12 protein-coding genes are annotated in these 22,972 nt (G+C 72.3%); 5 read left to right on the plus strand and 7 right to left on the minus strand.

Going from position 1 to position 22,972, the window contains the following annotated elements; all coding sequences use genetic code 11:
• Positions 1-53 precede the first annotated feature (53 nt).
• The 5 genes from ACF1A1_RS13460 to ACF1A1_RS13480 all read right to left on the minus strand — a co-directional run bounded on the left by ACF1A1_RS13460 (position 54) and on the right by ACF1A1_RS13480 (position 9,950).
• Complete coding sequence (locus ACF1A1_RS13460; RefSeq protein WP_391999548.1) at positions 54-2,159, minus strand: ricin-type beta-trefoil lectin domain protein; 2,106 nt, start codon at positions 2,157-2,159, stop codon at positions 54-56.
• 427 nt (positions 2,160-2,586) lie between these two features.
• The gene (locus ACF1A1_RS13465) at positions 2,587-4,713 is read right to left on the minus strand and encodes a glycoside hydrolase family 2 TIM barrel-domain containing protein (RefSeq protein WP_391999550.1); all 2,127 of its coding nucleotides are present in this window, start codon (positions 4,711-4,713) and stop codon (positions 2,587-2,589) included.
• Between the two features lie 163 nt (positions 4,714-4,876).
• The gene (locus ACF1A1_RS13470; protein WP_391999551.1) at positions 4,877-6,931 is read right to left on the minus strand and encodes an RICIN domain-containing protein; all 2,055 of its coding nucleotides are present in this window, start codon (positions 6,929-6,931) and stop codon (positions 4,877-4,879) included.
• Between the two features lie 236 nt (positions 6,932-7,167).
• Positions 7,168-8,232, minus strand: a complete 1,065-nt coding sequence (locus ACF1A1_RS13475; RefSeq protein WP_391999552.1) for a LacI family DNA-binding transcriptional regulator — start codon at positions 8,230-8,232, stop codon at positions 7,168-7,170.
• A gap of 572 nt (positions 8,233-8,804) precedes the next feature.
• Complete coding sequence (locus tag ACF1A1_RS13480) at positions 8,805-9,950, minus strand: arabinogalactan endo-beta-1,4-galactanase (protein WP_391999553.1); 1,146 nt, start codon at positions 9,948-9,950, stop codon at positions 8,805-8,807.
• 1,028 nt (positions 9,951-10,978) lie between these two features.
• Between ACF1A1_RS13480 and rsgA the strand changes: the two genes are divergently transcribed.
• Entirely contained in the window at positions 10,979-12,076 is a 1,098-nt protein-coding gene (rsgA, locus tag ACF1A1_RS13485) for a ribosome small subunit-dependent GTPase A (protein WP_391999555.1), read from the plus strand.
• 78 nt (positions 12,077-12,154) lie between these two features.
• Here rsgA and ACF1A1_RS13490 read toward each other — a convergent pair whose 3' ends face one another.
• Both ACF1A1_RS13490 and ACF1A1_RS13495 read right to left on the minus strand, forming a co-directional pair.
• Positions 12,155-12,805 carry a histidine phosphatase family protein gene (locus ACF1A1_RS13490; RefSeq protein WP_391999557.1) on the minus strand — a complete coding sequence of 217 codons (651 nt, stop codon included), beginning with the start codon at positions 12,803-12,805 and terminating at the stop codon, positions 12,155-12,157.
• A gap of 40 nt (positions 12,806-12,845) precedes the next feature.
• Complete coding sequence (locus tag ACF1A1_RS13495) at positions 12,846-13,598, minus strand: SDR family NAD(P)-dependent oxidoreductase (protein WP_391999559.1); 753 nt, start codon at positions 13,596-13,598, stop codon at positions 12,846-12,848.
• A gap of 176 nt (positions 13,599-13,774) precedes the next feature.
• Between ACF1A1_RS13495 and ACF1A1_RS13500 the strand changes: the two genes are divergently transcribed.
• From ACF1A1_RS13500 to ACF1A1_RS13515, 4 genes are read left to right on the plus strand one after another with little or no spacing between them, the layout of a single operon-like run.
• Positions 13,775-15,091, plus strand: a complete 1,317-nt coding sequence (locus tag ACF1A1_RS13500; protein WP_391999561.1) for an aspartate aminotransferase family protein — start codon at positions 13,775-13,777, stop codon at positions 15,089-15,091.
• Positions 15,088-16,554, plus strand: coding sequence for a class I adenylate-forming enzyme family protein (locus ACF1A1_RS13505; RefSeq protein ID WP_391999562.1), 1,467 nt, complete (start codon positions 15,088-15,090; stop codon positions 16,552-16,554). The genes ACF1A1_RS13500 and ACF1A1_RS13505 overlap by 4 nt, the downstream gene beginning before the upstream one ends.
• A 12-nt stretch (positions 16,555-16,566) precedes the next feature.
• Positions 16,567-17,628 carry a ketoacyl-ACP synthase III family protein gene (locus ACF1A1_RS13510; protein ID WP_391999564.1) on the plus strand — a complete coding sequence of 354 codons (1,062 nt, stop codon included), beginning with the start codon at positions 16,567-16,569 and terminating at the stop codon, positions 17,626-17,628.
• Positions 17,625-22,943 carry a beta-ketoacyl synthase N-terminal-like domain-containing protein gene (locus tag ACF1A1_RS13515; RefSeq protein WP_391999566.1) on the plus strand — a complete coding sequence of 1,773 codons (5,319 nt, stop codon included), beginning with the start codon at positions 17,625-17,627 and terminating at the stop codon, positions 22,941-22,943. The genes ACF1A1_RS13510 and ACF1A1_RS13515 overlap by 4 nt, the downstream gene beginning before the upstream one ends.
• Positions 22,944-22,972: the final 29 nt, after the last annotated feature.

Consider the following 22,972-nt stretch of genomic DNA (forward strand, 5'->3'; position numbering starts at 1 on the left):
CGGACCGGGCCCCTCGTGATTCACGTACGCCGCGCGGCTACGGCGCTACGGCGCTACGGCAGGGTCCACTTCTGGTTGTTGCCGCCGTTGCAGGTCCACAGGACGAGCTTGGTGCCGTTGGCGGTTCCCGCGCCCGAGGCGTTCAGGCAGAGGCCGGCGTTCACGTTGGTGATGGTGCCGTCCGCGTTGACGTTCCACTGCTGGTTGGTCTGGCCGGTGCAGTCCCAGATGACGACCCGGGTGCCGTCGGTCGTGCCGCGGTTGTAGGCGTCCAGGCACTTGTTGCCGTAGAGCACGAGCTGCTTGCGGGACGTGACGTTGTTCCACGCCTGGTTCTCACCGCCGTTGCAGTCCCACAGCTGCGCGTCGGTGCCGTTGGTGATGGTGTAGTTGTTGATGTCGAGGCAGCGGTTCGACTGTCCCCCGACCACCTGGGTGCCGTTCGCGCCCGGCAGCGGGCGGACCTGGATGGCGTCGAAGTCCGGTGTCCAGGCGGTGGAGTTGGAGAACGTCAGCGTGTTCGACGAGCCCTTGGCCAGGGAGACCTCGACCGAGACGGTGCCGGGCGTGGTCCAGGAGCCGGTCGGCGGGAAGGACACCGTGGTGGCCTGCTGTCCGTTGACCTGGAGGCGGGCCGTACGGGCCGCTCCGCTGCCGTTGGTGTAGGCGATGTCGACGACCTTGGTGCCCGTGGCCCCGGCCGTGACGTTGTTGAAGCGCAGCGTGTTGGCGGCGCCGTTGCCGACACCGCCCACCTTGGTACCGCCGGAGCAGTTCGCGCAGGTGGCGTTGGCCGCGGAGCCGGCCTTGGTGTTGGTGGTGGCCTCGGCCTCGTACGCGGAACTCGCGGCCTCGGTGCCGCCGGTGACCGTGAGCATCACCGAGTCCCTGGCAGGGACGGAGACGGTGTAGCCGGTGCCGAAGCTGCCCACGGTGGAGCGTGTCCAGAGGTTGCGGACCGTGGCGGAGGCGTTGGTCAGGCCGAGGTCGGACCAGCGCACGGTCATGTTCTGCGCGCTGCCCGTGCGGTTGAGCAGGACGACGGCCCGCTTGCCGGTGCCGGAGAGGACCTTGCCGTAGACCTGCAGTCCGGTGGTGTCCTCGGCGACCTTGACGCCCTGGAGGCCCCGCGAGTCCTGGTCGACCGCGATGACCTCGGGGTTGGTGAGGATGTCGCGCGTCTGCGTGCTCATCGTCGCCAGGTTGTTGCCGGCGAGGAGCGGGGCGCCCGAGATGGCCCACAGGTTCATGTGGCTGCGGTTCTGGGCGGCGGTGAAGCCGTCCAGGCCGACCATGAGCATGTCCGGGTCGTTGTAGTAGCCGGTGTGCTGCGCCGAGGGGTGCACGTTCGTGTCGAAGTTGGTGAGCATGCTGTCCCACGACGGCGAGTTGCCGTGGAAGATGATGTCGGTGTTGGTGCGCCACAGGGCTGCCATGCCGGCGCCCCAGTTCCACGGGTTCTGCTTGCCCCAGTTGCAGATCGACAGGGTCAGCGGGCGGCCCGTGGTGGCCGACGCCTTGGCGACCGCGTCGCTGATGGCCTGGTAGGTGGACTTCGCGTCGAGCTTCTCGACATCGCCGCCGCACCAGTCGACCTTGACGTAGTCGAAGCCCCACTGGGAGAACTGGAGCATGTCCTGCTCGTAGTGGCCCTCGCTGCCGCTGCCGGGCGCGGCCGGGCGGCCCGTCGGGAAGTAGTAGCCGCAGCCGTCCTTGCCCGCGTCGGTGTAGATGCCGGCCTTGAGGCCCTTGCTGTGGATGTAGTCGGCGATGGCGCTCATACCGCCGGGCCACTCGGTCTCGTCGATGGTGATGTTGCCCGCGCTGTCACGGGTGCCCTGCCACCAGCCCTCGTCGAGGTTGATGTACTGGTAGCCGGCCTCCGGCAGGCCGGCCGCGACGAACGCGTCGACCTGCGTCTTGATCACGTTGTAGTCGATCTTGGCGGCGAAGGTGTTCCACGAGGCCCAGCCCATCGGCGCGGGAGGCACCGCGATCTGGTTGGAGGTCACCGCGACCGGTTGCGCCCGGTCGAGGTCGGTGCTCCCTTGCTGCTGGAGGCCGACCAGTGCGCCGGCGGCCATCGCGAGCACCGCGCCACGGACCAGGACGGCTCTGCACAGGCGTCTTGCGTGGGGGGCGAACTGCTGAAGGGGCATGCGGGTTCCTTCCGGAGGGCGCGACAACCGAACACAGAGAAGAGCGGTCGATATACCGAACAATGCACGATCTGCCGAACCGACCGGCGCTGAAGCTAGGGCCCCCGCCGCGCGGAGTCAACGGATCGCACTGGTTTTGCCGTGCATCCTCCCGCCCCGATACCGACCGGTGCCGCCGCCGGGCTCGGCGGCCATCTCCGTACGGAACTCGGGGTGTTGGGCCCGCGGGCGGTGCCGCGGTGCGAGGACGGCCCTGACTCCACCCTTGTCACCGGCGCCCGCTGCCGGCTGCGGCGCGATCCTCCGGTCGTGGGAGCGGGCGCGGGCGCGGCGAGCGGGACGGCAGTCGGTACGAGGCCACGCCGTCCGTATGGCCCAGGAACCGCACGCCGTCCACGCGGGCCGGCGGGGTCCGCCCCTCAGGTTCTCAGCCGAGTGTCCAGGTGACGCTGTCGGTGTAGGTGGAGCCGTTGATGGTCGCGGTGACGGTCACGGTGTTCTGCCCGGGCCTCAAGGTGATGCTGGGCCATCTGAAGATGTGGTCGCTGCTGCTGAGGGTGGGCAGGGATGTGCCGTTGAGGGTGGCGGTGACCTTGTCCGCGTTGGAGTAGACCTTGAGTTCGGTGGTGGCGTCGGTGCGCTGGGTCCAGCGGCGGCTGGTGATGTACAGGGTCGGGGTGCTCGCCCAGTTGGCCTTGTACCAGTAGAAGGCGTCCTTGCGGATCTGCCGGTCGCGGGTGACCAGGCCCTTGTCGTTGATGCCGGGCCGGTCCCCTTCGTTGCGGCCGTCGGAGGCGAAGTCGAACATGGCCCAGACGAACGTGCCCCAGATGTACGGACGGGCGGCGAGCTGCTTCCAGGCCGCCTCGTGGAAGAGCGACTGGTACTCCTCGGGGTGCCAGGATCCGCCCGGTGCGGGCTTGGGCGGGTTGAGGGCGTGCTGGGTGGTGCTGGCGCCGACGCCGTACTCCGACATGGCGATCCTGCGGGACGGGGAGGTGGCGTGCAGGGTGTCCGCCCAGGCACCGAGGTCGCCGTCCTTGGAGCCGTAGTACCAGCCGTAGTACTTGTTGAAGCCGGTGGTCTGCGTGTGCAGCCCCGCCTGCGCGTTGTCGGGGTCCTCGCCGCGCACCGCGTAGGTGGAGAGGCGGTCGGGGTCCTCGGCTTCGATGATGGCGGCCAGTGACGCGAGCAGCCTGTTCGTGGCGGTGCCGTTGTAGTCGAGGAGTTCGTTGCCGATGCCCCAGAAGGCGATCGAGGGGTGGTTGTAGTTCTGCCGGATCAGCTCGCGCAGTTGGTTCTGGGTGCTGGTGGTGAAGGCGGCCGAGTCGGTGACGATGTCGACCAGCGGGATCTCCGCCCACACGAGCAGCCCGCGTTCGTCGGCGAGGTGGTAGTCCTTCTGGTCGTGCTGGTAGTGCGCCATCCGGATGGCGTTGGCGCCGATCTCGCTGATGAGGTCGAGGTCCTGTGTGTGGTCGGCGTCGGATATCGCCCAGCCCTTGACGGCCCGGTCCTGGTGCAGGTTGACGCCGTGCAGGTGGAGGTGGCGGCCGTTGAGGTGGAAGCCGGTGTCGGCGTCGACGGCGAGGGAGCGCAGGCCCAGGCGTTCGGTCACCACATCCGTGATCCTGTCCCCGCCCGCGGTGACGTCATGGATCTCGACGCTGGCGTTGTGGAGGTAGGGATCCGCCAGGCCGTTCCACAGGCGTGGGTTGTCGATGCGCAGGGTCTGCCGGATCTCCGCGCCGGTGGCTGCGGGGACGGTCTGCGCGGTGTTGCTGGTCTCCGCGACGACGGTTCCGCTCGTGTCGGCGATGACGGTGCGGACGACCACCGATCTGGTGGTGCTGCTGTCGTTCCACAGCTTCGTCGTCACGGTGACCGTGGCCGACGCCGCGGTCACGTTGCTCTGCCGTAGATACACGCCGGGGCCCGCGTAGTCCGTCATCCGCACGTGCAGGTCGTCCACGGCCCACAGGCTCACGTTGCGGTAGATGCCGCCCTGGAAGGTGTAGTCCGCGCCCACCGGCGCGATGTTGGTGTCGCGGGCGTTGGTCACCTTCACCGCGATCACGTTGTCCTGTCCGGGGACGAGCACGGCGGTGGCGTCGAACCTGAAGCGGGAGTATCCGCCCTTGTGCTGCCCGAGGTACGTGCCGTTGACCCAGACGTCGGCGACCTGGTTGACCCCGGCGAACTGCAGGTACAGCCTCTTTCCCGCCAAATCGGACGGCACGGTGTAGTGGCGGCGGTACCAGCCCACTCCGCGGTAGTAGTTGTTGCCGCCGTCGGCACCGTCGACCGCGTTCCAGGTGTGGGGCGTGGTGACCGACGCCCATCCGGAGTCGTTGAATGCGGGCGCCTGCGCGCCGGTGACGTCCGATCTGATGAACCGCCACCCGTTGTTGAGGTGGATCCACACACGGGGATCCGGTGCGGTGTACGTCGTGGCGGCGGACGCGGAACCGGCAAGCGGGATCCCGGCCAGCGAGGCCAGCACTCCGCCGGCCGCCCCGCCGAGCACCTGTCGGCGGCTGGGCAAACCTGTCATGTCAGAACTCACTTCCGAAGAGTCGAAGCAGAAGGTCTTCGTGGCGCGTTACGCCGAAGACCACGGCGGGGAGGGAGAGAGGTCGCGGGGTGGCCGGGCTCGCGGACCTGGTCGGTCGGCGAGCCCGGCGGGCGGGATGCCGGTCACCCTGCCTTGCGTGGGATCAGTTGATACGGACGATCTTCCAGAGCTGGTCGTCCAGGTCGAGGCTGTTCCACTGGACGACGGCCGCGCCGTCGGCGGTGGAGGACTGCGCGACGCCGGCGACGAGGGTGCTGTTCACGTTCCGGAGTCGGTAGTAGCCGTCGCCCGCGTCGCCGAGGGTCCACTTCTGGGAGTCGGCGCTGGAGGCGGTGTTCTGGACGATGGCCGCGCCCGCCGTGCCGGAGGAGTTGCGGACGTCGAGGTTGAGGTTGCTGCTGACGTTCCTGATGGTCCAGGCTCCGTTGCCGGCGGACTGGAAGGTGAACAGCTGGCACGTGCAGGCGGAGTTCCGCCACTGGTCGGCCGCGGTGCCGGTGGCGGTGGAGGCGCCGGGGATGTCGAGGTACTTGCCGCTGTTCTTGTTGACGAGGACGTACTGACCGGTTCCGAGGGGCGGCAGGGCGGTCTGGTCGAGGTCCCAGCGCTGGCAGGCGCAGCCGGTGTTGCTCCACTGGACGGCTGTGGTGCCGGCGGTGGTGGAGGCGCCGGGTATTTCGAGGTACTTGCCGGTGACGCGGTTGGTGAGGGTGTAGCCGCCGGCCGGGTGGGGGGCGACGGCCCATTCGTGGTCGAGGGTGCCGTTGTCGTCCCATTGGAGGACCCTGGCTCCGTCGGCGGTGGACTGGTTCTCCACGCCGAGGACCTTGCCGGTGGCGACGTTGGAGATCTCGAAGTACCCGGAGGGCTGTCGCTCGAAGCGCCATTGCTGGTCGGTGGCGTTGGTGGCGTTCTGCTGGGTCGCGTAGGCGCCGTTGCCGGTGGAGCCGCCCGCGATGGTGAGCCTCAGGTCACTGTTCGCGTTGGAGACGGTGTAGGTGGCGCCGTCGGAGATGCCGCCGCCCAGGTCGATGACGCTGTACCGGACGGGATTCAGGCTCGATCCCCCGCGGCCGGCGCTGAAGACCATCAAGCTGTGGCCGTCGGCCAGGGGAAGCAGGCCGCGGCTGTAGCCGCGGGGGACGTTGGCGCGGATGCGGGTCCAGGCGTTGGGGGCGCCGTTGTCGGTGTTGAGGAAAAGGTCTTCCTCGGTGTCGCCGCTCACCACGAGGGTGCCGTTGGGACCGCCGGTGGGCAGCCAGGTGACGAAGGGTGCCCCGCTGGGGATGGTGCCGTCGGTCGACCGCAGCACCCGGCCGGTGACGGAGCCGAACGCCTCCGGGTCGGAGGAGATCTTGTAGTACACGGAGCAGCGGCCCTCGGGCGCGTTGCAGTACTCGTACGTCATGACGTGGTTGCCGTTGGGCAGGCGGGTGACCACCGGCATGCCGGGCCGGTCCGCGTAGGTCGGCATCACCACGTCGTCCACGACCGTGCCCCAGGTGCGGACGTCCGTCGAGACCTGGTGGACGATCTTCTGGCCGTGGTCGGTGTCGCGCTGGTCGGAGTAGTAGACGATCAGCCGGTCACCGGAGACCAGGAAGAAGGGCTCCCAGACAGGGGTGTACCCGTTGCTGGAGATCGCCCGGCCGCCGGTGGCGATGTTGGTGACGAAGCTCCAGGTCTGCCCGCGGTCGGTGCTGGCGTACAGGTCGATCTTGCTGCCGCCCCGGTCGGCGGGCACCGAGTCACCCGCGGCCAGGATGGTCCCGGCGGGGAAGCCGCCCATGGCCCTGGGGAGTTCGAACAGCTCGGGCTGCCAGCGCATGCCCCAGCCGTTCTGCGTGTCGGCGACCTCGGAGATCCTGGTCCAGGAGGTGCCGTTGTCGGTGCTGCGGTAGATGGGGAAGACCGGGGTGCCGTTGGTGTACTGCTCGAAGGTGGCGAGGAGGGTGCCGTTGGCCGAGCCGTTGTACCGCAGGCGCAGTCCGCGCGGGTAGAGCGAGCCGGGGGCGGGCGCGTCGGCCGGCGGGGTGTACAGGGTCTGGGCGGGGCGGGAGATGGCGTCCGCCCTGCCCGCGGCGGGGAGAACCAGTGTCGCCGCGGCGACGGCGAGGGCGAGCAACAGGAACAGGAGTGTGGAGGGGCGGGGGCGCGGGGCGGCGCCGGGTCTGGCACCTGGCTGGGCAGGGGACATGTGCGGCTCCCATGACGGGGACGGGGGTGGTGGTGGGGTGCCCGCCGTTCCCGGCACTGATCGGGCCGGGGAGCGGCGAAGTCCGGTGGGTGAGCGCGCGTCGGTCGGCACGGAGGGTCCGGTGACGTCGTCGTGCAGCCCGGCCGGAAGCGTCACGGTGAGACGGCCGGCGGGCGGGTGACGGACGCGGTGCCCCGGGCTTTGGGGTGTGGGCCCGGGGAGTGTGGGGCGGGTGTTCAGGTGGTGCGGAGTGCCGTCCGGCCCCGGCGGGGCGGTGGGGGCGCGGTCGAGCCGCGGACGACGAGTTCGACCGGTGGGTCGCCCGCCCGCGGCAGCTCGGTGTCGGGCTTCTCGATGGCGTGCACGAGAAGCCGGATGCCTTCGCGTGCGGCGGCGTCGAAGGGCTGACGGACGGTGGTCAGAGGTGGGGAGACGTGGGCGAAGACCGGGTCGCCGTCGAACCCGACGACACTGATGTCCTCCGGCACGTGCCGCCCGGCTTCCCGCAGGGCGTGGATCAGGCCGATGGCCATCTCGTCGCCCGCGGCGAACAGCGCGGTCACGGAGGGGTCCGAGGCCAGCTCGCGACCCGCCGCGTAGCCGGATGCGGCCGACCAGTCACCGTTGAGCAGGGGCGGTTCGTGCGCGCCTCGTGCGGCGAGTGCCGCCCGCCATCCCTCGATGCGGTCCTTGGTGGCGTACCACCGCCGTGGGCCGGCGAGGTGATGGACGGTCTCGTGTCCCAGGTCCAGCAGGTGTTCGGTGGCCGCCCGCGCCAGTTCACGGGCGCCCACACCCACGGTCAGCGTCCGGGTGGCGGTGAAGGCGGGTGGTGCTCCGAGGAAGAGGACCGGCACGTCGACGCGGAGGGGGACTTCTCCTTTCACGATCGGCTGGGAGACGACCACGCCGTCCACGCCCTGGTCGAGGAGTGACTCCACGGCGCCCGTGATGCCTTCCGGGTCGCCGTCCGCCGTGTTGACCACGCGGAGGGCATACCCCGCGTCCCGTACGGCCCGTTCAATGCCCACGAGCAGGGAGGCGGTTCCGTATCCCGCGGTGCCGAGAGCGACGACACCGATGGAGCGAGTGCGTCCGGAGGCCAGCGCCCTGGCGGCATGGTTCAGCCGGTAGCCGAGTTCCTCGGCGGCCGCGAGGACACGCCGGCGGGCCTCGCCGGAGACGTACGACTCGTTGTTGAGGACCCGGGAGACCGTCTTTCGGGACACCCCCGACAGCCGTGCGACGTCCGCACTGCGCGGCGCGGGAGCGCCCGCGCCGCGCCCCACTCCTGGTGTCATGGCGTCTCCCTGTGGCCGTGGTCCTGCAACGAACGAGGTCAGCGATGTGGCCGCGCGGTCTGATCGCGCGGTCATGTCTACGCAGCCGACGGGCGTACGTCAAGGGTTCTCACAGCTCAACTTCCGTTCGGCGGCCGTGCGGTGAGGGCCGTCACGACTGCCTCCCACGGGGCGCACCCGGGGCACATCCACGCTGGTGGGACACCGGATGACCGGGGCTTCCCACTGCTGCGGACCGGCCGGTGACGTCCGGTCCGGCGGCAAGGTGAGTGCCCCGGTCGCAGGTCCGGCCCATGCCGGTCGTCAAGGACAGAGCCTGGATAAGGGGCCCCGCGTGACGTTCAGCCTTCCCCGCATCCGCCGATCGGTTTGTTCGATCGAGTTTGGTTGTGGTCGCTTCGGCGACTGTTTCCTCGCCACACCCCTTTACCAGGGCGCGGCCGCTACGCCTACGACCTGGCCCCTCTCCGTCTCGCCTGCCTCCCATCCGCTGGTGGCGGGGTGCGTTCCGGGCACCGGCACGGAGGTGCGGGCCCGTCGGCGTCCGGTGGCCGGACGCCGACGGGGCGGGGTCAGGAGCGGTAGCGGCCGAGGGTGCGCAGGCCCGGCAGCGCCTTGTCGTCGAAGTCGAACAGGGCGAGGTTCTCCCACGCGTTGCCCGACCTCGGGTCCTCCGGGTTCCAGCCGCTGCCGGCGCGGTAGGTCCACGCGCCTTCCCAGTAGCAGTGGCCGAGGCCCCGGCCGTCGGGGACGGCGGCCGACAGGTCGGCCACCGCGCGCAGCCATGCGGCCTGCCCCTGGGGCGTGGCGGGGTAGCCCTCGGTGAGCTGGGAGGGACTGTTCATGATGTCGTTGATCTCGTCCTCGCTGCTCAGCGTGAACGGGTACGCGGTCTCGGCGATCACGCAGGGCTTGCCGTAACGGGCGGTGATGTCGGCCATGTTGGCGGCGGCCCGGTCCACGGAGCCGTGCCAGAAGGGGTAGTAGGACAGGCCGATGACGTCGAAGTCGACGCCGTGGGACACCGCGTTGTCGAACCACCACCGGTACAGGCCGTTGTCGCCGCCGTTGGCCAGGTGGAGGATGGTGCGGATGCGCGGGGTGGTGTCGCGCGCGGCGCGCAGGCCGGCCTTGAGGAAGGCGGCCAGGTTGTCCCAGTGCTCCCAGTTGCCGGTCGGCCAGAGCATGCCGCCGTTGAGTTCGTTGCCGATCTGCACCAGGTCGGCGGGCGTGCCCTGGCGCTTGAGGGCGCCGAGGACGTCGGCGGTGTGGTCGTACACGGCCCGGGTCAGACCGGCCACGTCCAGGTCGGCCCAGGCGGCGGGCTTGGACTGGTGGGCCGGGTCGGCCCAGGTGTCGGAGTAGTGGAAGTCGACCCAGATGCCGATGCCCGCCCGCTTCAGACGCCGGGCCAGCGGCAACACGCGCTTCTTGTCGTTGTAGCCGTCGGCCGGGTTCACCCAGACCTTCAGGCGGGCGTGGGTGATGCCCGCGTCGGCGAGGATGCGGATCGGGTCGTCGCGGCGGCCGTCGGCCCGGCGGTAGACGGCGCCGTGGTCCTCGTTCTTGGGCAGCGAGGAGATGTCCATGCCGCGGATCGGCAGGCGGCGGGGTGCGGCGCCGCCGGGCGCGGTGCTCGCGACGGCGGGTACGGCGCCCAGGGTGGGCACCGCCAGCGCCGCGGCGCCGGCCGCGGTGAGAATGCTGCGTCTGCGCATGTCAAGGGTCCTTTCAGGAGGGGAGTCGGCTCCGGGGGTGCGGCTCCGCGGTGACACGGGGCCGCACGGGGCGGCGTACTGCCGTGGGCGGGAACTGCCCGACGCCCGGGCGCCCGCCCGCCGTGGTGGGTGCACGGAACCGTGGCCGGCTCACCCTCGGCCCGCGCCGGGCGCGAGGTGCCTGGTCGGCGCGGGTCGCGGAGGACCCCGACCGCGCGGCCGGGACGGCGGCCCCGGTGCCGCCCGGCAGGAGCGCCTCGGCCTCTGGGGTGTGTCGAGGGCGCGGCGGAAGGCGTCCGACTCGCCTTCTGGTACGGCGAGTTCGCCGTCGCGGGGCAGTTCGGCGGGGGTGCCGCCGATGCCGGTGAGCGGGAGTCCACGACGCGTGTCAGGCCGGCGCCGGTCGGGCGGGGGGCCGCGCCGCCGGACGACGGTGGCGCCGCGTGAGCCGCGGCCGCGACGGGCTTCCTTCGCGGGTGACCGGCAGGCCCTCGGGGTGGGCGCGGCAGATCCGGGCGGGCGGCGCCACGGTCCGCGGGGAGGGACACCGGCTCGACGCCGGCCCCCGGAGCGGCCGGATGTCTTCCTCCCCCGCCTTCCGCGGCCACCGCTCCGGGGTGTCATCGTTCCCGTGGGCGGATGGCGGGCGGTCGAACGGGGCGGAGGAGGGCATGTCGTGCTCCCGGAGGATCGGCGGCATGATGTCAGCTGTTCCGTGAACGTGCACAGAGAAGGTCTCGACTGACACCCGTGAGCAACGAGTAGGTAACCCGACCTTCGATCCCCTGACAAGAGAACGAAACGAATTTTCCCTGTGCACGCTCACAGAGTCGTGGCCCTACGTCACCTCCCCGCGGCGCCGCCGAGGGCGGGAACGGCACTCCCGGCCGCCCCGAGAGCCCTGCCACGTCGGCCGCGATCGGGGCGGGCCGTCACCCGCGCGGGGACTAGACTGCGGGTCTGAGCAAGCGGTATTCCCCCACCCGTCGCCGGTTCCGCTGCCCCGGCACCCCTCTGGAGGGGCGAGCTTGACCACATCCACTGCCTCCCATCCGCTCCGCCCGTACGGCTGGAACGACGCGTTGGCGACCGACTTCGCCCCCCACGAGGCCGACGGTCTGCGGCCCGGTCGTGTCGTGCGGGTCGACCGCGGGAGCTGCGAGGCCGTCACCGTCGCCGAGGACGGGCGGGTGACGTCCGTACGGGTGGGCGCGGGGCCCGTCGCCTCCCCCGACCCCCTGCTCAACCCCTGCACCGGCGACTGGGTGGCACTCGACCTGGACCAGGGGGTCGCACGGGCGCTGCTGCCGCGGCGCACCGCGTTCGTCCGCGCCGTCTCCTCGCAGCGGTCCGACGGTCAGGTCCTGGCCGCCAACATCGACCAGGTACTCATCGCCGTCTCGCTCGCCGACGAACTGGATCTCGGGCGCGTCGAGCGTTTCCTCTCCCTGGCCTGGGAGAGCGGCGGGCAACCGGTGGTGGTCCTCACCAAGGCCGATCTGGTCCCCGACCCGGTGACGCTGTCCTACCTCGTCGAGGACACGGAGCGGGTGGCCCCCGGCGCGCGCGTGCTGCCGGTCAGCGCGGCCACGGGGCAGGGCATGGACACACTCGCCGCCCTCATCGACGGCACGGCCGCTCTCCTCGGTCAGTCCGGTGCCGGCAAGTCCACTCTCGCCAACGCGCTCACGGGAACGGACGCGCAGCGGGTCGACGCCACCCGTGACGGTGACGGCAAGGGCCGGCACACGACGACGACCCGCGATCTCCTGCCGTTGCCGGGCGGCGGTGTCCTGATCGACACCCCGGGGTTGCGCGGCGTGGGACTGTGGGAGGCCGACAGCGGTGTCGCGCGGGCCTTCACCGACGTCGAGGCCCTTGCCCGGGACTGCCGTTTCCACGACTGCTCGCACCGGAGCGAGCCCGGGTGCGCGGTGCTCGCGGCGGTCGACGAGGGGGCGCTGTCCCTGCGGCGGCTGGAGAACTACCACAAGTTGCTCCGCGAGAACGAGCGGATCGCCGCCCGGAGCGACGCGCGGCTGAACGCGGAGATCCTGCGCAACTGGAAGCAGAAGAAGGCGCTGGGCCGCCACATGATGGAACGCAAGCGCGGCCCGCAGCAGTGAGGCCGGCGCGGCGGCCGGTGGGCCGGGACGCCGCCGTCCGCTTCCGGGGCGGTCGCCGTCCGGACGGACCGGCTTTCCTCACGCGGCCGCGTCGAGGTGCTTCGCGTCGTCGAAACGGTGCAGGCGCCACCGCGAGCCGTCGTGGACGAATTCGTTGATCGACGTCGCCGCGGGTGTCGTGTCCGTGAACAACACGGGTGGCACGACGTCCAGCAGCGCGGACATCACCGCGACGATGAGGCCGGCATGGCACACCACGACGACCGTCCCGCCCCGGTGAGCGGACACCAGACCGTTGACGACACGGCCGGCCCGGGCCTGGAACCCGTTCCACGTCTCGCCGCCGGCGGCGAAGGGCCGGTCGGGATGGACGGTCATGTCGAACGCCCCGTGGACGCGGTGGTATTCGGCGATGGACAGACCGTCGGCCACCCCGAAGTCGAGTTCCCGCGCCTCCGCCTCGACGACCGGTGCCCCCAGTCCCAGACCGCTCGCCAGGACCTCGGCCGTCTCGCGGGCTCTGCGCACCGGACTGGTCAACAGCGCCTGCGGCCGCGGTCGTTCGGCCGCCAGTCGGGCCGCGAGCTGCGCGGCCTGTTCCCGCCCCAGCTCCGTGAGGCCGGGACACGTGCGGGAACCCGCGATCAGTTTCTTCACGCTGGCATGCGACTGGGCATGCCGCACCAGCAGTATCCGGGTGGTGGGGTTCTGTGCCTGTTCATGCGCCATTCGCGTCATGGTTCCTCGGATCGGCCTGCGCCGGGGCAGGTCAGTTGAGATCCCAGCCGCCGTCCACGGTCAGGCTCTGACCCGTGATGAAACCGGCTTCGGGAGAAGTCAGAAACGCCACGGCCGCGGCCACGTCTTCCGGACGTCCATGCCGTTTGATGCATTGCCGGGCGAATTCCCGTTGCCGCCAGGACGGGTAATCCGGGTGGGACCTCTGACGGGTAGTCAGTTCGATCGGCCCGGGTCTGACGGAATTCACCGTGATGCCGTGCGGGCCGAGTTCGCGGGCCAGGGCGCGAACGAATGCCTCCAGTCCGCCTTTCGCCGCGATGTACGGGACGAGTTCCACCCGCCCGATCCGCGTGAGCACCGTGGAAACGGCCACGATCCGGCCCGTTCCGCGCGCCACCAAATGGGGTGTGGCGGCTCGGGCGCAGGCGATGTGCGCGAGCAGGTTGACGTCCACCGCCGAGCGCACCTCGTCCCATCCGGTGTCCTGCCAGGGCGTGTACGTGTACGCCCCGGCGTTGCACACGAGGACGTCCAGCCTCTCGCCGTACGCGGCCATGGCTGCCCCGAGACGGTCCACGGTCTCCTCGCGTGTGAGGTCCCCGACCACGGTGGCCAGGACGTCCGCACCGGCCGCCGACACCTGCTCGGCGGTGTCGGCGAGTCCGGCGTCCCTGGTCAGGTGGGTCAGCACCAGGTCGTGGGTGGCGGCCAGCCGTACGGCGACGGCGGCGCCGAGGCCCGATCCCGCCCCCGTGACCACGGCGACGCCCCGAGACGACATCACATTCCCCCCTCCGCACCGCGAGCCGATCACCCATCCGATACTGCCACCCAAGACAGGCCGATCACCCCCGTGATCCGGCCATTCCGGCAACGACCGCTGTCGGCCCCGAAAACCCTGGGGCATTCTGTGATGCCGGATCAGGCCGACGAAGCTGGAGGTTTTCAGTGGGTGCCATGGACGCCGAACGTCGGACGAATGCTGATTGTCTGGAGGACATCAAAGAGGTCATCGCCGGCGGTGTCAGCAGCAGCATGCGTGCGGCGGCCGTTCCCGTGCCACTGGTCGTGCGGCGTGCCGAAGGCTGCCTGATCCGGGATGTCGAGGACAGCGAGATCGTGGACTTCAACATGGGCTACGGTCCCCATCTCTTCGGTTACGCCGACCGCGACGTGGCCGACGCCGTGGCCGACCAGTTCGCGAAGGGCCACATGACCGGCCTGCCGCACGAATTGGACGCCGAGGCCGGATCCCTGGTCGCCGAACTGGTGCCGGGCGTGGAGCAGGTCAGGTTCGCCAATTCCGGCACGGAGGCGGTCGCTTCCGTGCTGCGACTGGCCCGCGCCACCACGGGCCGCTCGCTGGTGGTCACGTTCGAAGGCCATTACCACGGCTGGAGCGAGACCGTCCTGCGCGCGGGCAAGACCACGCTCCAGATACAGGGCACCCGGCCGACGGACGTCGTCGCGGGCGCGCCGGGAATGATCCCCGAGGCACTCGCCCACACCGCGCAACTGCCGTGGAACGACGCCGAGGCCGTCGAGGAGCTCTTCGCACGGGACGGCGACCGGATAGCGGCCGTCATCCTGGAGCCGGTGCTGGCCAATGCCGGTGTGATCGCCCCGGTGCCCGGCTTCCTCCAGTTGCTGCGCGACCTCACCTCGCGCAGCGGCGCGATGCTGATCTTCGACGAGGTGATCACCGGGTTCCGGGTCGCCCGCGGAGGGGCGCAGGAGCGGTACGGCGTCGAGCCCGACCTCACCGTCCTGTCCAAGGTCATGGGCGGGGGGTTCCCCGTCGCCGCGTTCGGCGGGCGGAAGGCCGCGATGCGGATGCTCGCCACGAACGAGGCGCACCACGCCGGCGTCTACGCCGGGAACCACGCGGCCCTGCGCGCGGTCGTCACCGTACTGACCAAGATCCGCGCGCTGTCCGGCCTGTACGACGAACTGGAGGACATCGGCGCCGGCGCGGAGGACGCCGTGCGCGAGGTCTTCGCCGCGGAGAAGCGGCCCGTGCACATCAACCGGGTCGGCACCCTGATGTGCGTGGCCCTGCTCAGGAAACCGCTGGAGAAGGGCGAGACCCTGCGCGACCTCGCCGAGGTCGTCGACTTCTCCCGGCACCGCCGGTTCCAGACCCTGGCCCAGCGGGAAGGCGTCTACTTCCACCCCAACGCGCTGGAACCGTGGTTCCTGAGCACCGCGCACACCGGGGACGTCCTCGACAAGGCGGCAGGGGCGCTGCGGCGCGCGCTGACCGGTCTCGGATGACCGCCGCGCGTGCCGAGCTGCTCTCCCTGCTGCGGGCCCGGGGCGCCCGTTCGCAGGACGCGCCGCTGATCAGTGACGGCTCGGGGACCACCGGCGCGGGGCAGCTGGTCGAGCGCGTCGACGCCAAGGCCCGTGACCTGCGTGAGGCCGGCGTCGGGGCCGGCACTCTGGTGGGAACCGTCGCCTGGCCCGCGGCCGAGTTCGTCAGCGACGTGTTCGCGATCATCGCCACCGGCGCGGTCGCCGTTCCGCTCTCGCGCCGGCTGACACCGTGGGAGCTCCAGCGGATCCAGGAACGCTGTCCGCTCGACTTCCTCTCGGCCCCGCCCGAGTCGTCGGCGGCCTTCCCGGTCACGGCCGTGGACTGGGGGACCCGGACCCTGAGCGGCGGCCGGGACGGAGCGCGCCGCCACGCCTTCGACGAGGCGGCGACGGCGCAGATCACCTCGGGAACCACCGGGTACCCCCGGGTCGCGCTGCGCTCCGCCGCCGCCCTGCTGGCCGAGGCGGAGAACTACCGCACGGCCCTGGGGCTGGGGCCGAAGAGCCGGCTGGTCTGCCCCGTACCGCTCCAGCACGCGTACGGCTTCGGGCTGTGCGCCGTCGCCGCGACGCTGGCGGGCGCGCCCGTGCGCTATCTGACCCCCGACAAGCCGCGCCTGCTGCTGCGCGAACTCGCCGCCGGGGACGTGACGTTGTTCGTCGGTGTGCCCCCCATGCTGCGGCTGCTCGCCAAGGCCGCCCGCAGCCGCCCGCACGACGGCCCCGCGGTCGGCTTCCTCTCCGCCGGCATGGCGCTAGACGCGCACACCGCCGAACTGGTCGCGACCCGGCTCGGCGGGCACGTCGGCCAGGTCTACGGGACCACGGAGACCGGGCCGATCTGCGTGAGCAGCCCCGCCCCGTGGCAGCCCGGCTCCGCCGGACCCGGCGCGCCCCTGCCCGGTGTGGAGGTGGAACTGTCCCCGGTCCCGGAGGCCGCCGGGGGCGGTGACGGCGGCTCCCCCGCGGTGCCGGGGGACGCCGTGACCGGGCTGGTGACCGTCAGGTCGCCGTCGATGATGCTCGGCTACGCCGAGGGCGGGACCGTCGACGCGACCCCGCTGCGGGACGGATTCACCACCGGTGACCTGGCCCGGCGGGAAGGGCGGCACCTCGTCCTCGCCGGGCGCCTGTCCACCAGCATCAACGTCGCGGGCGCCAAGGTCAGCCCCGAGGAGATCGAAGCCGTCCTGCTCGCCTTCCCGGACGTCGCCTCCTGTCTGGTGTCCGGTGTGGACGATCCCGTCCTCGGCCAGCGGATCAGCGCGACGGTGACACCCGACACGGTCGACCTCGACAAACTGGAGCGCTTCTGCCGGGAACGGCTGTCGCCCTCCTGGGTCCCCCACGCCTTCGCCTCCAGGGCGGAACTGCCGACCACCGAGACCGGGAAGGTCATCAGGCCCCGGACCGGTCAGTAAGGACATGTGAGAGTGAGAACAGAGAACATCTTCCTGGCAGGGACCGGAGCGTTCATCCCGCCCAGGGTGAGCGTGGCGGAAGCGGTCCGGCGCGGCTCCTACGACCAGGAGCGGATGGACTCCTGCGGGTGGCGGAACGTCGCCGTGGCCGACGGCACCTCCGCGCCGGACATGGCGGTGGCGGCCGTCCGGCAGGCGGTGGACCGCTCCGGCCTCGGCCCCGACGACATCGACATCCTCGTCCACTCCTGTGCCTACCACCAGGGCCCCGACGGCTGGTCGGCGCCGCACTACATCCTGCGCTCCACCCTCAACTCCCCGGTTCCGGCACTGACGGTGGAGCAGGGGTGCAACGCGTTCCTCGCCGCCCTGGAGATGGCCACCCAGTACCTGCTGTGCGCGCCGTCCCGCACCGGCGCCGTGGTGAGCAGCGCGGACAACTTCGGCGCCCCCTCGGTCGACCGGTGGTTCGCCCACCGTGACGCGGTGCTCGCCGACGCGGCCACCGCGGTCGTCCTGTCGAAGCGGTCGGGCTGGGCCGCGCTGCGCTCCATCGAGTCGGTGTCCCTGCCCCAGTACGAGATCCTCAACCGCGGGCACGACCCGATCTTCCCCCCGGCGGTCACCACCGGGCGCGCGCTCGACATGAACGAGCACCTGGAGGCGATGGTCGAGGAACTGGGCCCGAAGGCGTCCGAGATAGGCCAGGAGTACGGCGCGAGCGGTGCGAAGCTGGTCGAGCAGGTGACGGGCGAGGCCGGCATCACCGTGTCGGACCTGTCGAAGGTGCTCCACCTGGGCGCGGCCACCACGGACTTCCTGGACAGCCATCTGCGGCCGATGGGCCTGGACGCGTCGCTGGGCGCCGTCGACTTCTTCCGCGACGTGGGCCACGCGGGCGCCGCCGACGTCGGGCTGCAACTCAACCACCTCGTCGAGGACGGGCAGGTGAACGCCGGCGACCACCTCCTGCTGCTGAGCGCCGGACCCGGACTCATGATCACCGCGGCGGTGGTCACGGTGCTGGAGCCGCCCGTCTGGCGCGCCACGGGCGCGGAAGGGAGCCAGGTGTGACGAGCCCGGTGGCCGCGCGGGGAGAAGCCGGTGGGCCCGGGGCCGGCGGGCCCGGGGAGCCCATCGCCGTCGTGGGGCTGAGCTGCCGGTTCCCCGGTGACGCCGACTCCCCCGAGGCCTTCTGGGACCTCCTCGTCCAGGGCCGGGACGGCATCGGCGACGGAGCGGAGCGCTGGGCGCCGTACGCGGACACCGGGCACGAGCACGCGGCCGTCGTACGGGACACCCCGACCCGTGGCGGCTTCCTCGCCGACATCGCCGGTTTCGACGCGGAGTTCTTCGGGATCGCGCCGCGCGAGGCCGAGCTGATGGACCCTCAGCAGCGGTTGCTGCTGGAGCTGGCGTGGGAGGCCCTGGAACACGCGGGCATCCCACCCCTCGGCCTGGGGGGCAGCGACTGCGGCGTCTTCGTGGGCGTCGGTTCGGACGACTACGGGCGCCGGCTGCTGGAGGACCTCGCCCGGATCGAGCCCTGGACCGGCATCGGCGCGGCCCTGTGCGCCACCGCGAACCGCATCTCGCACAGCCTCGACCTGCGCGGCCCCAGCCTCGCCGTGGACACCGCGTGCTCCGCCTCCCTGGTCGGTGTGCACCTGGCCTGCCGGAGCCTGCTCTCCGGGGAGTCCGACGTGGCGCTGGCCGCGGGGGTGAACCTCATGGTCGCGCCCGGCCTGTCGGTCACCCTGGCCCGGGCGGGCGCCACCTCGCCGGACGGTCACAGCAAGCCGTTCGACGCCTCCGCGGACGGCTACGGCCGGGGCGAGGGGGCGGGCGTCCTCGTCCTCAAGCGCCTGTCGGACGCCGAGCGGGCGGGGGACCGCGTCCTGGCGGTGATCCGCGGCAGCGGGGTGAGCCAGGACGGCCGCACCGCCGGCATCATGGCGCCCAACGGCGAGGCGCAGGCGGACCTGCTGCGCCGGACGTACGCGCAGTGCGGCATCGCCCCGGACACCGTCGACTACGTGGAGGCGCACGGCACCGGGACGGTCGCGGGCGACCCGCTGGAGGCCGGTGCGCTCGCCGCCGTCTTCGGCGCCGGCCGGCCCGAGGACGACCCCTGCCTCATCGGCTCGGTCAAGGGCAACATCGGGCACCTGGAGGCCGGCTCGGGGATCGCCGGGATGATCAAGACGATCCTCGCGCTCGTCCACGAGGAGATCCCGCCCAGCGTGCACTTCTCCACCCCCAACCCGCGCATTCCCTGGGGGGAGTCACGGCTGCGGGTGACGAAGGAGCGCACTCCGTGGCGCCGTGGGGACCGACCTCGCCGGGCGGGTGTCTCCAGCTTCGGCTACGGCGGCACCATCGCCCACGTCGTCCTGGAGGAGGCACCGGCGATCCCGGCAAAGGCACCGGCACGGCACGAGCCGTCCGCCGCGTCCGCGGATCACCCTGCCACGCCCCGTCTGTTCCCCCTCTCGGGCCGGTCCGCGGCAGCCGTCCGGCAGGACGCCGCCCGGCTCGCCGACTGGCTGGACGGACCGGGCGCGGGCGTGCCGCTCGCCTCCCTCGCAACGGACCTCGGGACCCGGCGCAGCCACCTGGACCGCCGGGTCGCCGTCGTCGCCGCCGACCACGGGGAGCTGGCGAGCGGGCTGCGCCGCTTCGCCGCGGGTGAGACCGCGCCCGGCGTCGCCGAGGGAACGGTGGCGGACGAGGGCCGGGACGGAGTGGTGTGGGTCTTCTCCGGAACCGGCGCCCAGTGGACGGGCATGGGCCGCGAACTGCTGGCCACGGACGCCGTGTTCGCCGAGGTGATCGACCGGATCGGGCCGGTCTTCGCCGAGGAGTTCGGCACGACGGCCCGGCAGCTGATCGAGGACGGGGACGTCACCCGTGTGGACGTCGCCCAGACGATGATCTACGCCGTCCAGATGGGCCTGGTGGCCGTCTGGCGGTCGCTCGGGATCACCCCCACGGCCGTCATCGGCCACTCGATGGGGGAGATCGCGGCCGCCGCGACGGCCGGGATCCTGTCGCTGGAGGACGGCGCCCGGCTGGTGTGCCGGCGCAGCGTCCTGCTGCGGCGGGTGGCCGGCGCGGGCGGCATGCTGATGATCGGCCTGCCCGCCGACGAGGCCGCCGCCCGGCTGGGCGGCGCCGACGGCGTGGTGCCGGCGGTCATCGCCTCGCCCACGACGACCGTGGTGGCCGGCGCGGTGGCGGAGATCGACGCCCTCGCCCGGGAGCTGGCCGCGGACGCGTCGCTGCTGGTGCGCCGGGTCGACAGTGACGTGGCCTTCCACAGCCCGCAGATGGAGCCCCTGATGAAGGAGCTCGCCGAGGCCGCTGCCGACCTCACCGTCAACGCCTCCCGTATCCCCGTCTACAGCACCGCGCTGGCCGACCCGCGCGACGCCACCGTCCGCGACGGCGCCTACTGGGCGGCCAATCTGCGCAACCCGGTGCGGCTGTCCGGCGCCGTGACCGCGGCGGCCGAGGACGGGTTCAGGACCTTCCTGGAGGTGTCGGCGCATCCGGTGGTGCGGCACTCCGTCCAGGAGACGCTGGACACGGTCGGGGCCGACCGGCACTGTGTCGCCGCGTCCCTGCGCCGTGACACCGGCGGGCGGGAGCACCTGCTGGCGAACGCGGGGCTGCTGTACTGCCACGGGGTCGACCTCGACTGGCCCGCGGAGCCGGGCACGCGGCCCCTGTCGCTCCCGGTCCGCAGCTGGCGGCGCCAGCGGTACTGGCGCGACCTGCCGGTCCGGCGGGCCGACCGCGGACGGCACGACACGACGAGCCGCACCGTGCTGGGGCCGCGCACCACCCTGGCCGGCACCACCCCGCTGGACCTCTGGCGCACCCGCGTCGACCTGGAGTCCCGGCCGTATCCGGGCAGCCACGCCATCCACGGCGTGGAGATCATCCCGGCGGCCGTCGTCCTCCAGACGTTCCTGGACGCGGCGGGGCGGGGCGGGCGGCCGTACGGCCTCGCCGACGTGTCGTTCGATCTGCCGCTGACCCTGTCCACGGCCCGGGACGTCGACGTGATCGCGCAGGACGCGGCGGTCCGCCTGCTGTCCAGGACCGCCGACCCGGACGAGCCGGACGAGCCGGGCGCGGACCGTCCGGGCGCGGACGGGCAGTCGTGGCTGACCCACGCGGTGGCCTCCGTGTCCGACGACGCCTCGCCACCGCCCCTACCGCCCGCGGACGCCGGGCCGGGGACGGTGCTTCCCCCGGACCGGATCGTCGCCGACCTCGCCTCGGTCGGCGTGCCGAGCATGGCCTTCCCGTGGCGCGTGGACCGTCTGGAGCGGCTGCGGGACGGGCTGCGCGCCGACGTCGTCGCGATCGACGAGCCGGCGTCGGCCCCGACGACATGGGCCCCGCTGTTCGACGCCGCGCTGTCCATGGCGGCCGTCGCCTTCCCCGGACCCGCCGCCCTGCGGGTGGTGGCCGGCGTGGGCCGGGTGTGGACCACGGGCGAGCCCCCGTCCCGCGCCCGCGTCGAGGCGCGCGTCGACGGCCCGGTCACCGACGCCCACGGCACGGTGGATGTGCGGATCGCGGCGGAGGACGGGCGGACCGTGGCCGTGCTGGCCGGGGTCCGGTACGCGGGCGCCGAGGTCGAGGCGCGTCCGGGCGCACCCGAGGACCTGCTGTTCCGGCTGGACTGGAAGCCCCTCCCCCTCGACGGCCCCGCAGTCCCCCGCCCGGCCCGGCCCCTGGTGCTGGTCGGCGCGGACGGGGAGCTGACGGCGGCACTGCGGGCCGCGGCCGACGACGCGGGGATCCCGTGCCTGTCGGCGGAGGATCCGGACGGTCTCGACGACCTGCGCGACCGGGTGCCCGGCCCCGTCGACGTGATCCTGCCGCCGTCGGCGCGGGAGCCGGCGCGGGAGGATGCCGCCGACCGCGCCGTGCGGGAGGCGTGGCAGCTCGCGTGGGCGGCGCGGCGGCTCGGCGCGTGGCCGCCCGGTACGGCGCGGCTGTGGTCGCTGACCTCCGGCGTCCGCGAGGCGGACCGGCTGGAGGCGGTCGCTCAGGCGGCCCGGTGGGGTCTCGGCCGGGTCGTCGGGGGTGAACACCCGGAACTGTGGGGCGGCACGCTCGATCTCGGCCGGCGGCCCACGCGGGACGACCTCGTCACCGCGCTGGGCGTCATCGCCGGGAACCCGGGCGAGGACGTCGTCGCGATCCGTGAGGGCGCGGCCTGGGCGAGCCGGCTGGTCCCGTCCGGTGCGGGTGCGGACCGCGCCCCGCTGCGGTGCCGGCAGGACGGCACGTATCTCGTCACGGGCGGTCTGGGCACCCTGGGCGGCGAAATCGCCCGGTGGCTGGTGGAGCGGGGAGCACGGCGCCTCGTACTGGCCGGACGCGGTGGCCTGCCGCCCCGGTCGCGGTGGGACTTGGTCACCGACGGGGTCCAGGCGCGCCGGGTGGAGACCGTCCGCAGGCTCGAAGCCCTCGGGGCGACCGTACGGGTGCTGTCCCTCGACCTGTCCGACGCCGATGCGGCGGCCGCCGCGCTGACCCCGGACGCGCTGGGCATGCCCCCGATCCGCGGGGTCGTGCACGCCGCCGGCGTGCTGGAGGACCAGCTGGTCGACCGGCTCGACGCCGACGCGCTGGCGGCGGTGATGCGGCCGAAGGCGGGTGGCGCCCTGACCCTCCATCGGCTGTTCCCGCCGGGGACCCTCGACTTCCTGGTGCACTTCTCGTCGTGCGGGCAGTTCCTGGGCCTCACCGGCCAGGCCGCCTACGCGTCGGCCAACGCGTTCCTCGACGCCATGGCCGCGTACGACCACACCCGGGGCGCCGTCGGCAGCATGAGTCTGGCGTGGACGTCCTGGCGGGGTATGGGCATGGCGGCCAACGCGGCGGTGGACGCCGAGCTCCAGGCGCACGGTGTCGGGGACATCACGGCGCCCGAGGCGTTCGGCGCCTGGGACCACGCCAGTCGGGTCGGCGCCGCCTCCCTCGCGGTGCTGCGCACCGTGCCGCTCCCGGCCGGAGCGCGCCGTACGGGTCTGCTGCGCGACCTCGCCGACGACGAACCGGCGGCGTCGGCGCAGGAGGGGACGGCGGCCGGGGCCGGCCGGCACGCGGAGCTGTCCGAGGACGCGCTGCGTGCTCTGCTGCACGAGCAGACGGTCTCCGTCATCGTCAGCGAGATGAAGCTGGATCCGGCGGAGCTCGACCCGGACCGGTCGCTGCTGAAGACGGGGCTGGACTCCGTGATGGCGATCGTCATCCGCCGCCGTCTGGAACGGCTGCTGGAACGCAAACTGCCGGCCAATCTGGTCTGGCACCAGCAGACGGTCTCGGCCATCGTGGACTACCTCGTGACCAGTTCACGCTCCTGACGGGACGGCGGGACGGATCGGTCGGCCGG

It is taken from the genome of Streptomyces sp. NPDC014995, from assembly GCF_043080745.1.
Lineage (GTDB): Bacteria > Actinomycetota > Actinomycetes > Streptomycetales > Streptomycetaceae > Streptomyces.